The organism is Streptomyces sp. NRRL F-6676 (assembly GCF_000725625.1).
Lineage (GTDB): Bacteria > Actinomycetota > Actinomycetes > Streptomycetales > Streptomycetaceae > Streptomyces.
This window is the reverse complement of record NZ_JOHS01000007.1, coordinates 83,940-96,733: the sequence shown is the minus strand read 5'-3', so window position 1 is coordinate 96,733 and position 12,794 is coordinate 83,940. Positions and strand designations below refer to the sequence as shown.

The 12,794-nt window shown below is 73.7% G+C and carries 10 protein-coding genes; 4 read left to right on the top strand and 6 right to left on the bottom strand.

The window, feature by feature from the left end; translation table 11 throughout:
- Positions 1–68: 68 nt before the first annotated feature.
- Positions 69–917 (bottom strand): acetate uptake transporter, encoded by an 849-nt coding sequence (locus tag IO29_RS05760; protein ID WP_078618076.1) that lies wholly within the window; start codon positions 915–917, stop codon positions 69–71.
- Positions 918–1,147: 230 nt separating this feature from the next.
- Between IO29_RS05760 and IO29_RS05755 the strand changes: the two genes are divergently transcribed.
- Together IO29_RS05755 and IO29_RS05750 are read left to right on the top strand one after the other, a co-directional pair.
- Positions 1,148–2,032 (top strand): DMT family transporter, encoded by an 885-nt coding sequence (locus tag IO29_RS05755; RefSeq protein ID WP_051707316.1) that lies wholly within the window; start codon positions 1,148–1,150, stop codon positions 2,030–2,032.
- Between the two features lie 87 nt (positions 2,033–2,119).
- Positions 2,120–2,587 carry an ATP-binding protein gene (locus tag IO29_RS05750; protein ID WP_030377690.1) on the top strand — a complete coding sequence of 156 codons (468 nt, stop codon included), beginning with the start codon at positions 2,120–2,122 and terminating at the stop codon, positions 2,585–2,587.
- A gap of 135 nt (positions 2,588–2,722) precedes the next feature.
- Here IO29_RS05750 and IO29_RS05745 read toward each other — a convergent pair whose 3' ends face one another.
- Positions 2,723–3,415: a haloacid dehalogenase type II gene (locus IO29_RS05745; RefSeq protein WP_030377691.1), complete on the bottom strand. Its 693-nt coding sequence runs from the start codon at positions 3,413–3,415 to the stop codon at positions 2,723–2,725.
- Between the two features lie 567 nt (positions 3,416–3,982).
- Between IO29_RS05745 and IO29_RS05740 the strand changes: the two genes are divergently transcribed.
- Positions 3,983–5,524 carry an NAD(P)-binding domain-containing protein gene (locus IO29_RS05740; RefSeq protein WP_030377692.1) on the top strand — a complete coding sequence of 514 codons (1,542 nt, stop codon included), beginning with the start codon at positions 3,983–3,985 and terminating at the stop codon, positions 5,522–5,524.
- Positions 5,517–6,965 carry a class I adenylate-forming enzyme family protein gene (locus IO29_RS05735; RefSeq protein ID WP_030377693.1) on the top strand — a complete coding sequence of 483 codons (1,449 nt, stop codon included), beginning with the start codon at positions 5,517–5,519 and terminating at the stop codon, positions 6,963–6,965. The genes IO29_RS05740 and IO29_RS05735 overlap by 8 nt, the downstream gene beginning before the upstream one ends.
- 60 nt (positions 6,966–7,025) lie before the next feature.
- Here the strand turns inward: IO29_RS05735 and IO29_RS05730 are convergent, their stop codons facing one another.
- Genes IO29_RS05730 through IO29_RS05715 form a run of 4 tightly spaced genes read right to left on the bottom strand, consistent with a single transcriptional unit; the run spans position 7,026 to position 12,757 of the window.
- Positions 7,026–8,651, bottom strand: a complete 1,626-nt coding sequence (locus IO29_RS05730; RefSeq protein ID WP_078618077.1) for an MFS transporter — start codon at positions 8,649–8,651, stop codon at positions 7,026–7,028.
- Positions 8,652–8,703: 52 nt separating this feature from the next.
- On the bottom strand, positions 8,704–10,065 hold the full coding sequence (locus IO29_RS05725; protein ID WP_106969710.1) for a cytochrome P450: 1,362 nt from the start codon (positions 10,063–10,065) through the stop codon (positions 8,704–8,706).
- Positions 10,062–11,132: an alpha-hydroxy acid oxidase gene (locus tag IO29_RS05720; protein WP_030377696.1), complete on the bottom strand. Its 1,071-nt coding sequence runs from the start codon at positions 11,130–11,132 to the stop codon at positions 10,062–10,064. Before IO29_RS05720 ends, IO29_RS05725 begins: the two co-directional genes overlap by 4 nt.
- Complete coding sequence (locus IO29_RS05715; protein ID WP_051707321.1) at positions 11,129–12,757, bottom strand: NAD(P)-binding domain-containing protein; 1,629 nt, start codon at positions 12,755–12,757, stop codon at positions 11,129–11,131. The genes IO29_RS05720 and IO29_RS05715 overlap by 4 nt, the downstream gene beginning before the upstream one ends.
- Between the last annotated feature and the right edge of the window lie 37 nt (positions 12,758–12,794).

The window sequence follows — 12,794 nt, the reverse complement described above, 5'->3', positions numbered from 1 at the left end:
TTCACCCGCCGGGAAGTGCCGCGTCCACGGACCCGTCGGCGCGGGGCGGGTGCCGGCGGCCGTGGGCCCTACTGGCCGGCCTTGGCGCCGGGCAGGCCGCCCGGGTACTCGATGGGCCGGGTCTGCTTGTGCCCGGGCAGGTTGCCGCGCAGGCTCCACCGGCCCAGCGGCAGGATGACCCGGCCGCCGTAGGCCTGTTCCAGCATCATCGCGCCCGCCGTGTACCAGGCGGCGGCCGAGGCGGCGACCAGCACCCAGCCCGCCGCGACCACCAGGCTGTGCGTGGTGCCGAGGAGCCCGGCCGCGAGCAGCGCCGACCCGGCGGCGAGCAGGATCAGCACGAGGAACATGCCGAAGCTCTGTCCCAGCGAGGCGAGCGCCCCGAACAGCGTGGTCACGGCGAGCACGATCCACCAGAAGCCGAAGGCCTGGCTGAGCGGGGTGCTCAGGGGCAGCAGGCCGTTCGCGACCATGAGCTGCATCATCCCCCAGGCGAGCCAGAAGGCGCCCCAGGTGCCGTGCATGGCGGTGGCCACGCCGTCGCGCGCCCGGTAGGCCCACATGCCGGCCGCCAGCTGGGCGAGGCCGCCGAAGAAGATGACCAGGGGCGCGAGGAGGACCGGGGAGACGAGCGCGTCCCCCCACCACTCGGCCAGGTTGGACGCCACCATGAACGTCGAGGAGGCGAAGCCGAACAGCCCCAGGATCGACGGCGCGGCGATCGGGGTGAGCACCACACGGCTGCGGCCGAGCCAGGCATCGTAGCCCTCCGGCCCGTCCTCCGGCGCAGGCCCGTTCGGCGGGGGCCCGGACGGCGGCCGGGAACCCGGTTCCCGCCCGGGTATGGCCGATGATCCGGACGGCGGCTGCTGCCCCGGGTGACCGGACGGCGGCTGCTGTCCTGGGTGATCCGTCATGACAGTGACTCCTTCGTTCGGCCGGGCCCGGCAGGTGTGCCGACGACAGCCGCCGACGGCCCGGCCGCCCGGCACACGGGGAGCACAACGGGCCGGACACCGCACGGCCCGGTACACCCCCCAGAAAACACCGCGCGTACGATACGTGCACGCCGGTGCACTCACAGTGACGGGATGCCGTCACCGTCCCGCCGGGCGTACGCCCCTTCGCGGAGTGAGGAGCCCGGGCCGTGCTCAGCCCCTTCCTGGCGGTGCTGGCCGCCCTGGCCAATGCCCTGGCATCGGCGTTGCAGCGCAAGGCCGCCCGGGAGGAGTCCACCGAGGAGAACCTGAGCCCTCGCCTGGTCTGGCATCTGCTGCACCGGCCGGTGTGGCTCGGCGGGGTGCTGTCCCTGATCGCGGGCTTCCTGCTCCAGGCCGTCGCCCTGGGGTCCGGGCAGATCTCCGAGGTGCAGCCGCTGCTCGCGCTCGACCTGCCGGCCGCGCTGATCCTCTCCGGTCTCTTCTTCGGGAGCCGGCTGGGCCGTCGCGAGTGGGGGGCCTCGGTCGTCATGGCCGCGGGTGTGGCCGGACTGCTGCTCGCGCTGGGCCCCGGCGGTGGCACGCCCTCGTCGGTCTCCTGGGCCGGATGGCTCATCGGCGGGGGGATCAACGTGCTGCTGATCGCGGCCGGCGTCCTCTGGGCGAGGAGGGTGTCGGGCACCCGCCGGGCGGCCGTCCTCGGGGTGGCCACCGGCTGTGCCTTCGGCCTGACCGCCGCGCTGATCAAAGGGGTGACGACCCTTTACTCCGGAGGCCTGCCCGCCGTGTTCACCGGCTGGCAGCTGTGGGCCATGATCGCCGTCGGTGCCTGCGCGATGTTCCTGTTGCAGTCGGCGATGAACGCCGGCGGCCTGCTGGCCACCCAGCCGGGACTGACCATGACCGACCCGGTGATCGGCATCCTCTGGGGGGTGCTGGTCTTCCACGAGCAGGTCCGCGGTGGCCCCTTCCTCGCGGTGGCGGTCCTGTGCGCCGCGGCGGCCGCGGCAGCCGTGATGGTCCTCTCCCGTTCCCCGCTGCTCGGCGACGGGGGCGACGGCGAGCAGGGAGAAGGGAGAAGCGGACCGGGGTGATTAACCCGTTGGTGTGTAGGACCGCGGGGGAGTTCCCGGGATACTGGCGGTGGTGCGTGAGGGCGCTCGGGCAGTGAGGTGGCGCGTATGGAACCGACTGGGCAGGGCGAGGGCCGACGTCCGCTCATGGGGCCCTCGCGGTCGGCCTCCGCCGTCTTCGCCGGCGGCGGAGGGTTCGCCGAGGCGGGTGCGCTGGCCGGGGATCTGCTGACGTCGTTGCGGACCGTGCGCGGCGTTCCGGTGCCGGAACGCGTGAGAGCTCTCGTGCGGTCGCTGGCGGCCGAGTTGGTCACCGGCGCCTGCGCCCGCGCTCCGGGGCCGTGTCTGCTGACGCTGGAGATCCGTGCGGGGGCGGTCCGGGTCACCGTGTGGGACAGCAGCCTGACGGTGCCGGGCACGGAACCGCGGCGGATGGGCCGGCACACGCTGGAGTTCGTGATGGCCGCGTGCCGCAGCTTCGAGGTGTGCCGGGAGCCGGTGGGCAGGCGGATCACCGCCACCGTCGCGCTGGCCGAGGACCCGGACGGGGACGCGGTCGGCCGCGCGTCGAGGTGAGCCGGCGCGTCCCGCACCCGCGCCGTGCCGGCCCGGGAGGAGCGCCGCACCATCCGTACGGTGCCGGGGCGACCGAACGGGACGGCGGTGGCCGACGGCTGTGCGCACCGGTCGAGGCGGCCCGGTACGGGCGGCTCAGCAGGCCCGGTCCAGTGCCGGGAGCAGATCGGTGAGGGCGTCGGCCCGGCAGGTCGGCGGCCGCATCGCCCGGGGGTACGGGGCAGTGGACCCGCGGCTGATCCAGGTGGTGGAGAGTCCGGCGCGATCGGCGCCGTCGATGTCCCAGGGGTGCACCGAGACGAGCATCAGCCGTGCCGCCTCCACCCCGGCCCGCCCCACGGCGTACGCGTAGGAGGCACGGCCCGGTTTCCAGCAGCGCGGTCCCTCGACGTCCAGGTGGGCCTCGAAACACCCGGCCAGACCGGCCCGGCCGAGCGCGGCCTCGGTGGTGGAACGCGAGCCGTTGGTCAGGGTCAGCATGCGGTGCCCGGCGGAGCGCAGGGCACGGAGGCCGTCGGCGACGTCCGGGTGCGGTGGAAGTTCCGGCAGGCCGTCCAGGATCTGCCGGGCGGCAGCCGCGGGGTCGCCGCGCAGGCCGTCGAGCCCGGTCAGCAGCACGCGCAGTCCGTCCTCGGCGACCTCGCCGAACGAGGCATGCGCGCCGGCGGCGGTGAGGGCGAAACCGTCCCGCAGCACCCCCGCGAACCAGACCGGCAGCAGCTGCTCCGGAGCGCCGACGGCCCGGAAGCGGGGCCGCAGCGCGGTGAGGTCGAGCAGCGTTTCGTTGACGTCGAAGAGCAGTACGTGCCGTGCGTCGTCAGTGGCCATGGCCGGCCTCCGGAGTGGGTGCGCGGGTGCGGGTTTCTTGGTGTGCGGCCCAGTTTCCGGTACCGGCCGGGCATGGTCGAGGCGAGGGACGAGGCGGCCGTCCGCCGTCCGCCATGACGGTGCCGCACGGTCAGGACCCGCCGAGGCGGATCCTGTCGTTCGAGCGGGGCGCGCTCCAGGGACTCTCGCCGCGGGCCCCAGCGGGTCGGCGGACCGGCGGCCTGGCGGTTCCCCCGGCTCGTCGTCCGAACCGGGGGAACCTGAGCCGGCCCGGCCCCCGCGGGGAACGCCGCCGTTCCGGCCTGCGGCATCAGGTAACCCGCCTCGCTCCACTCATGCGGCAGCCGGACACCACGATGGGCGGGACGACCACCGTGCGCACGCCCCCCGGCCCGCCGCGAACCCGTCTCCCGAGGGGAGCACTGCCGAGGACCACCGTGTCGGACAGATCAGGGACGGCTCCCGGCGCATGCCGGCTCACCGGCCACCGGCTCACCGGCGGGGGAGGGGCCGGCGGCCCGTCGAATCTCAAAGCCCTCTGATTTCGCGGCACTAGCGTCCCGGCCCATGGTGCGCGACTACCTCATCGTCGGGGCCGGACCGGCCGGACTTCAACTTGCCGCTCTGCTGGAGCGCGACGGGCGCGACTACGTCGTCCTGGAGCGGGGAGGTGCGCCGGGGACGTCCTTCACCCGGTATCCCCGCCATCGGCAGCTGATCTCGAACAACAAGGTCAACACGGGTTTCACCGACCCGGAACTCAATCTGCGCATGGACTGGAACTCGCTGCTCAGCGACGATCCCGAACTGCTCTTCACCCGGTACAGCGAGCGCTACTTCCCGCCCGCGGACGACTTCGTGCGCTATCTGGGCGACTTCGCGGAACGCACCGGCGTACGCGTCGAGTACGGGACGGAGGTCGTGCGGATCTCCCGCGCGGACGGTGTCTTCACCCTCCTCGACGGCGACGGGCGCACCTGGCAGGCCAGGCGGCTCGTCATGGCGACCGGTGTCTCCCGGCTCTACGAGCCGCCCGTCCCGGGGTTCGAACTCGCCGAACGGTACGACACCTTCGACACCGACCCGGTGTCGTTCACCAACCAGCGGGTGCTTGTCATCGGCAAGGGGAACTCCGCGTTCGAGACCGCCGACAGTCTCATCGAGAAGGCCGCGGTCATCCACGTCGCCGGCCCTCACTCGGTCAAGCTCTCCTGGAAGACGCACTACCTCGGGCATCTGCGCGCGGTGAACAACAACTTCCTGGACACCTACCAGCTCAAGTCGCAGAACGCGGTCCTCGACGGCACCGTGGAGAGCATCGAGAAGGCCGACGGCGGCGGCTTCCGGGTGTTGCTGCGCTACACCCGCACCGCGGAACCCCTGCGTGAGCTGCACTACGACCGGATCATCGCGTGCACCGGCTTCCGCTTCGACGCCTCCGTCTTCGACGAGACCTGCCGCCCCGCCCTCGTCATCAAGGACCGGTTCCCCGAGCAGACCTCGTCCTTCGAGTCGGTCAACGTGCCGGACCTGTACTTCGCCGGCACCCTCATGCAGCAGCGGGACTTCAAGAAGTCCACCAACGGCTTCATCCACGGCTTCCGCTACGCGACGCGCGCCCTGCACCGCATCCTGAGCGCCCGCCACCGCGACACGCCCTGGCCGGCCCGGACGCTCGACGCGACCCCGGAGGCGATCGCCGACGCCGTCATCGGCCGCGTCAACCGCTCGTCCGGTCTGTGGCAGCAGTTCGCCTTCCTCGGCGACGTGGTCGGCGTGGACGGCGACCGGGCCGTCCACCAGGAGGAGGTCCCGCTCGACTACGTCGCCGACGGCGGCCTCGGGCCCGCCCCGCACCGGTTCGTCGTCGACCTGGAGTACGGCGAACACGACGAGGCCGACCCGTTCGACGTGAATGTCCCGCGCGTCCTCGAGAACGACGTCGACCACGCCGGTGAGTCCACGTACCTCCACCCCGTCGTCCGCCACTACCGGGACGGCGTGCTCGCCGGGACCCACCACCTGGCGGAGAACCTGGAGAACGAGTGGAACCTGCCGACGGTCCACCGGACACCGCTCGTCGCCTTCGTGAGGAAGAGCCTTGGCTGAGCAGTTTCCCGGTCCCGTGCTCGACCTCCTGGACGCGGCGGGCGACCGTACGGTGTTCGAACACGCCGGCCGGGAGGTCTCGGGGGCCCGGCTCCTCGGCATGGTGCGGCGTGCGGCGCACGGCCTGCGGCGCCGCGGTGTGGGGCCCGGTGACGGCGTCGCCATGCTGCTGGGCGTCGGTCCCGGGGCGTTCGCCGCGATCCTCGCCGCCCATGTCGTCGGGGCGCGTGTCGTGGGCGTGCGGCCCGGGCTGACGGAGCGCCAGCGGGAGCATCTGCTGCGGGACGTCGACGTGCGGGTCACCGACCGGCCCGACGGCGCCGGCTCCCCGGGGGCCGGGCCCGTCCTGGCGCTCGACGAGCTGCTGTCGGCACCGGACGACGGCGTCCGGCCGCACGTCTCGGCCCGGCCCGGGGACGTCGCCCGGCTGCTGCACACCAGCGGCAGCACCGGCGTGCCCAAGGCGTGCGCCCAGACCTACGCGTCGATGACCGCGGGCTGGGCGCACCGGCCGGACGCCTGGCCGCCCGTCGTCCGCGAACTCGCCGGACGCCTGGACCGGTTCCTGGTCTTCGGCACCCTGGCCAGCCAGGTGATGATGGAGTACGGGCTGCTGGCGCTCGCCGCCGGCGGCACCCTCGTCACCGCCGACCCGCCGGACTTCCCCGGCGCCCTGGTGCGGCACCGGGCGACCGCGAGTGTCATCACCGTCGCCCGGCTGACCAAGCTCGTGGCGGACCAGCGTGCGTCGCCGGCGGACCTCGGCGGACTGCGCGCGCTGATGGTGTCCGGGTCGCCGCTGGAGCCGGGGCGGCTGCGGGAGGCCGCCGAGGTGCTCGGCCCGGTCGTCTTCCACGGCTACGGGCAGACGGAGACCGGCATGATCTCCATGGCCGGCCCGGACGAGCCGCCCGGCTCCCTCGGGGTGCCGCCCGTCGACGTGGAGGTCCGCGACCCCTCCGGCCGCCCGGTCCCGCCCGGCACCGACGGCGAGCTGTTCGTCCGCACCCCGTCGCAGAGCTCCGGCTACTGGAGGGAACCCGCCCTCACCGCCGAGGTGTTCACCGGCGGGTGGGTGCGCACCCGCGACCTCGGGCGGTTCGACGCGTCGGGCCGGCTGTGGCTCACGGGACGGGTCCGGGACGTGATCATCGTCAACGCCAACGTGTACTACGCCGGGCCCGTCGAGCGGCTGCTCGCCGGCCATCCCTCGGTGGCGGAGGCGTACGTCGTCGCCGTGCCCGACGACGCCACGGGCGAGGCCGTCCACGCCTTCGTCGTCCCCGCGCACGGTCATGTCCCGGACCTCGGCGAACTGCGCGCCCTGGTGACGGCGGACCTGGGGGAGGCCTGCGCGCCGACCCGGCTCACCGTCATCGGCGAGGTCCCGCTCACGGCGGCCGGGAAGCCGGACAAACGGCGCCTGGTGGCCGGGAGGTAGGTCCGGTGGTGAGGGTCCCGTCCGCCCGAAGGGCACCGGACGGGACCCTCGCCACGGCCGTCAGCGGGCCGGGCCGCCTCCCGGGGCGTCCTCCGTTCCCGGTGCGGGCGGTGCGGGCGAGGCCGCGCCGCCCGGTGCCGCCGCGTTCCTCTCGGCCGCCACCGCCTCGTCCCGCACCAGCTCGTCGAGCTCGGCGTCCAGCCGGACCGTGACGTCCTCGGGCCCCGGGCCGGCGGCCCGCGGGTCGCTTCCGCGCAGGGCGACGGCGGTTCCGGCCAGGGCCATGGGGAGCGCGACGAGCACCGCGGCGGTGCGCATGCCGCCCGGTGCGGAGAGGACCAGCGCGACGAGCGGGGGACCGAAGGCCCCGCCGGACTTCCCGACCGCCGCCGCCCAGCCGCCGGCGGTGCCCCGGATGGCCAGGGGGTAGATCTCGGCCGTGTAGGGGCCGATGAGCGCGATGACCCCGGCGGTCCCGGCGAACAGCAGCATCACGGCGGTCAGCAGCACGGTCCGGCCGCCGTTCATCCCCACGGCGGCCAGCGCGAGCAGGGAAGCGACGGTGAGCGCCGCGTAGAGCACCATGGTGCCCCGCGCCGACCAGCGCATGTAGAGCCACGCGGCCACCACACACGTGGGGATGGACAGCAGCGAGGACAGGAACAGCAGGGTGGCGGCGGACATGCCGTGCTTGTGCGAGGCCTCCAACTGGCTGGGCAGGAAGGTGATGAACCCCCAGTAGACGAGGCCCCAGGCGAGCGCGTAGCCGCCGACGACCAGCGTCTTGGCCGTCTGCGGGGGCCTGAACAGGGTGGCGGCGGGGACGCGTCCGGGCCGGGACCGCTGGGCGGTGAAGGCGGCCGACTCCGGTATCCACCGGTTCAGTCCGATCAGGATCAGGACCAGCGGGAGCTGGGCGAACCACGCGATGCGCCACCCGGTGAGCGGGATGAGCACCGCGGCCAGTCCGGCGGCCGCCATGTAGCCGCCGGTGGTGGTGAGTCCGGCCTGGAGCACCATGATGGCGGCGCGCCGGCCGGGCGGCAGGCTCTCGGTCATCAGGGCGTAGACGACGGGCAGCATGCCGCCCGCCGCCATCCCCATCAGCGCACACATGACCAGGACCCCGGCGAAGGTCGGCATGGCGCCGCACACCGTCGTCCCCAGGAACAGCAGGGACGCGATGAGGATGGTGGCCCTGCGCCCGATCCGGTCCGCGGCGCGGCCCCCGGCGAGCGAGCCGAGCACCGTGCCGCTGAGCGCCACGGTGGGCAGCCAGGCGATCTCGGCGGCGCCGAGGCCGAACTCGGCGCGCATGCCGGGCTGGATGAAGGCGAGGGTGGCGGGTTTCATCTGGTCCACCATCAGCGCGAAGCTCAGCACGCCGATGAGCCGGCGCCGGCTCGCCAGGCTCACCTCCGCCGGAGCGGGGGCGGGGACGGCCGCCGGGCCCGTGCCGGGCGGCTGCACGACGGAGTATCCGGAGATCACCACGCCCACGACGATGGCGGCCATGCCGAGCCACATCACCCACGACATCCCCATCATCGCCATGTGGAAGTCCATGGACGCGGAGTCGACGAACATCCACACGTGCTGGCCGACGCCCGCGCAGGTCAGGGCGACTCCGGTCCAGAACATCAGCGGCCGGGGGATCAGCGCGACCGGCTGCGCGGGCACGGTCACCGGCCCGCCCCGGGGACCGTCACGGCGTACGTGGGGCCGAACTCCGCGGGGGTCATGCGTTCCCTCTTTCCGGGTGGGGGACCGGGCAGCCGCCGGCCCGCTGTTCGTCGAAGTACCGTGCCGCCGGGCGCAGTCGGCGGGCGTGCAGCACCATGACCGTGCCGAGCACCAGCTGGCGTACGCCCCGGGTGACGTCCTCCACCCCGTCCCGCAGCCGGACGAAGCCGCGCAGGGCGGTCAGGCCGCGGGGCCGGGCGGGCAGGCCGCGCGGGATGAGCAGACAGGGCGCCCGGTGCGGGATGGAGCGGGTGTGCGAGGCCGTCGAGTCCAGCCGGAACCGGCCGAGCACCTCGCGGACCGCGGCGCGCAGCACGAGCGGCGAGAGCCGCCACGCCGGGCAGGGGCGGTTCTTCGCCACGCCGTACGGGATGTGGTGCGCCTCCTTGGAGGCCGGCCGGGTCCAGCGGTCGGGGTCGAACTCGTCGGGCCGTTCGTAGCCGGTGGCGTGGTAGTCGGGGTAGCTGAAGCACACCACGGAGCCGGCCGGCAGCACCGTCTCGTCGTCGAGGGGGATCTCGCCGGTGGTGATGCGGTGGGCGATGCCGAACAGCGGGTAGCGCCGCATCGTCTCGTCGAGCACCTGTGTCAGATACCGGTCGTCCGCCGGGTTCGCCGCGACGCGTTCCTGCACGTGCGGGTGGTGGGCGAGGGCGAGCAGGACGTGCGCGGTGGCCTCGGAGAGCTGTACGACGGCCGTGTTGAAGAAGGTCCCCTGGAGGTAGTGCACCTGCTCGGGGAGCGACAGGGAGGCCGGGAGGCGGTGCGGCACGTCGCCGGCCGCGACCCGCTCGCGCAGATACGCCGTCAGCCGGGCCCGGCGGCGCGGGTGGCGCAGTCCGGTGCACTTCAGGGCGGTGATCACGTCGTCGGCGTGCGCGACGATCAGTTCGCGGGCGTGCGGCGGGCACGGCTCCTGGAAGACCAGCTCGTAGGCGAAGGCGGCCCACGCGGGCATCACCAGGTCCCGCAGCCGTACGAGGCTGACACGTGTGTCCGGCAGGGTGTCCAGGACCCCGGCGACGGCCCGGGCGGCGGCCGCCGTGAGGTCGGCCGCGCTTCCGGCGACGATGCGCCGGGTCGTCGCGGCGACGTCCTCGTAGCGCTCGCCGGGCTCCAGGTGCTCCTGGTGCACCTCGGGGCCCGGCGCCAGCCAGTACCAGAACAGGTCGGAGAGCCCCGCCCCCTCGCTGCGCCCGCCCGCGGCCGGGTGGGCGTAGACCCGCTCGAACACCTCCGGGCCGTGGGTGGCGTTGGGCAGGGTCACCGCCCGGTCGCCGTTGACCTTCTCGAAGATGCGGACGCGCAGGTCCACCACCGTGCGCGGCAGCCACCACGTCTCCGTCCGGCCGCTCACCACGCCCCGCCCTTCCGCACGACCATGCCGGCCGTCAGATCGGTGTTCCGGTGCCCGCCGCACAGGGCGAGCGTGTGGTCGTACTCGTCGCGCAGCGTCGCGAGGACCCGCCGCACCCCCGCCTCCCCCTCGGCGGCCAGGCCCCACACCACGGGGCGTCCGACGCCGACGGCGCTCGCGCCCAGGGCGAGTGCCACCGCGACGTCGCTGCCACGCCGGACCCCGCCGTCGAGCAGGACGGGCACCCGGCCCGCGACCGCGCCGGCGATCGCGGGCAGGCAGTCCAGGGCCGCCGGGACGGCGTCGCACTGGCGGCCCCCGTGGTTGGACACGATCACCCCGGCCGCGCCGTGCTCGACGGCGAGCAGGGCGTCGTCCGGGTGCAGAACTCCCTTGACCAGTACGGGCAGTGAGGTGCCGCGCACCGTCTCCGCCAGATCCTGCCAGCGCGGCTCCGGGGACATGGGGATGTCGGTGAGGCCGCCCGGCGGGGCGCCGGGCAGGTCGCGCATGTTCTCGGCGGCGTAGCCGGGCGGCAGATCGGTGAACCCGTTCCGCAGGTCCCTGGCGTGCCGGCCGAACACCGGCGAGTCGACGGTGACCACCAGCGCCGTGCAGCCGGCGTCCTCGGCGCGCCGGACGAGGGCGGCGGTGACCTCCGCGCGAGGGTGCGGATGGAGCTGGAACCACACGGCCGGATCCGGGGCCGCCTCGCGCGCCGCGGCGACGACGTCGGCGACGGAGGTGGTCGCGGCCGTCCCCGTCACCAGGACGGCGCCCTCGGCCGCGGCGGCACGGGCGGTGGCCCGCTCGCCGCCCGGGTGCACCAGCCGGTGGAAGGCGGTGGGCGCGACGAACACCGGTGCCGTCCGCGGGGCGCCGGGCAGGCCGACGGCGGTGTCCCGCGCGCCGCCGCCGCGCAGCACCCTCGGCAGCAGCGCGTACCGGTCGAACGCCCGCTCGTTGTCGGCGAGGACGCGCTCCTCGCCGGCGCCGCCCGCCACGTAGTCGTAGACGACCGGATCCAGCGTCTTCCGTGCGCGGTCGTGCAGTTCGCGGAGGGTCACGGCGCCACCGGGGCGGCCGGACCGCGGTGCGCGGTGAGGAAGGCGCGCAGCGGGGCGCGGTGGACCTCCTCGCTGTCCCACTCGTTCTCCAGGTTCTCGGTGAGATGGTGCTCGGCGACGAACTCCCCGTCCCGGTACCAGCGCACGACCGGATGCAGATAGCGGCCGTCCAGACCCGACACGTCCTGCTGGGACTTGCGGCCCGCGGAGACGTCGAAGGGGTCCACCCGGTCGTGGTCCTCGCCGTACTCCAGGGTGATCACCGCGTGGGCGGCCACCTCGCCGAAGTCCCCGGCGCGCACGGCGCCGGGCACATGGGCGACGGGCATCTCCTCGGCGTAGCGCAGCGTGCCGTCCGGGCCGAGCAGCAGCAGGTCGCCGAGGACGGCGAACTGCTGCCACAGCGCGGAGGACCGGTTGACGCGGGTGATCACCGCGTCGACGGCGCGCTCGGTGTCGTCCCCGAGCACCGTCGTCGGCCACGGCACCCCGTCGTGGCGCTGCCGCAGCCCGCGGTGCAGGGCCCGCACCGTGTAGCGGAAGCCGTGGATGAAGCCGGTCGTGGCCTTGCGGAAGTCACGGCCCTGCATCAGCGTCCCCGCGAAGTACAGCCCGGGCACGTTGACCGACTCGCCGAGCGGCGTCAGCGCCGGGAAGCGGTCGTCGACGACGAGGTCGGGGGCGCAGGTGTCGTCGAAGATCGAGCCGTCGAAGCGGAAGCCGGTCGCGACGATCACGCGGTCGTAGCGGATCTCCTTGACGACTTCGTCGACCCGTTCGAAGGAGACCTGGACGCGGTAGCCGTCCGGCCCCCGTTCGATCCCGAGCACCCGGCCGTCCAGCAGGGCGTTCTGCGACTTGAGCTGATAGCTGTCCAGGAAGTTGTTGTAGACCGCGCGCAGATGGCCCACGTAATGCGTCCGCCAGGCCATCTTCAGCGAGCCCGAGCCGACGACATGGATGACCGCCGCGGTCTCCATGAGATTCTCGGCCGTCTCGAAGGCGGAGTTGCCGCGGCCGATGATGAGCACCCGCTGATCGGTGAAGGACGCCGGGTCGGTGTCGATCGTGTCGTAGCGTTCGGCCAGTTCGATGCCCGGCACCGACGGCAGGTTCGGCACGGGCATCCCGGTGGCGACCACCAGGTGCCGGGCCCGCCGGGCCGTGCCGGTGTGGTCGGTGACGGTGAAGCCCCCGGCGTCGCGGGTGACGTGTGCGACGGCGGTGTCGTACCGCACGCGGACCCCGGTGCGGGAGGCGAAGTCGGTCAGATAGCGCACCAGGTCGTCGGCCGGCGGGAAGTAGCGGGGGCTGTACCGGGTGAAGACCAGTTCGGGGTCGTCGCTGAGCAGGGAGTTCCAGTCCATCCGCAGCCGCAGCTCCGGGTCGTCGTACCCCGTGTGCACCTTGTTGTTCGAGATCAGATAGCGGTGGCGGGGGAACCGCGTGAAGAACGTACCCGGACCACTGCCACGCTCCAGGACGACGTAGTCCGCGCCGTCCCGCTCCAGGAGGGCGGCGAGCTGCAACCCGGCGGGGCCCGCGCCGATGATCAGATAGTCATGGGTCGTCAGGTGGTCGGATGTCGTCGGACGGCCATGATTCGTCAGCTGGTCATGGGTCATGTTCCGGAAGCTAGCCAGCGGTTTTCAGAGCGCTCTG

Excerpts from the sequence above, each read along its gene's own strand:
- IO29_RS05760 (WP_078618076.1), bottom strand. The coding sequence starts at position 917 with ATGACGGATCACCCAGGACAGCAGCCGCCGTCCGGTCACCCGGGGCAG.
- IO29_RS05740 (WP_030377692.1), top strand. The coding sequence starts at position 3,983 with ATGGTGCGCGACTACCTCATCGTCGGGGCCGGACCGGCCGGACTTCAA.
- IO29_RS05715 (WP_051707321.1), bottom strand. The coding sequence starts at position 12,757 with ATGACCCATGACCAGCTGACGAATCATGGCCGTCCGACGACATCCGAC.
- IO29_RS05750 (WP_030377690.1), top strand. The coding sequence starts at position 2,120 with ATGGAACCGACTGGGCAGGGCGAGGGCCGACGTCCGCTCATGGGGCCC.
- IO29_RS05745 (WP_030377691.1), bottom strand. The coding sequence starts at position 3,415 with ATGGCCACTGACGACGCACGGCACGTACTGCTCTTCGACGTCAACGAA.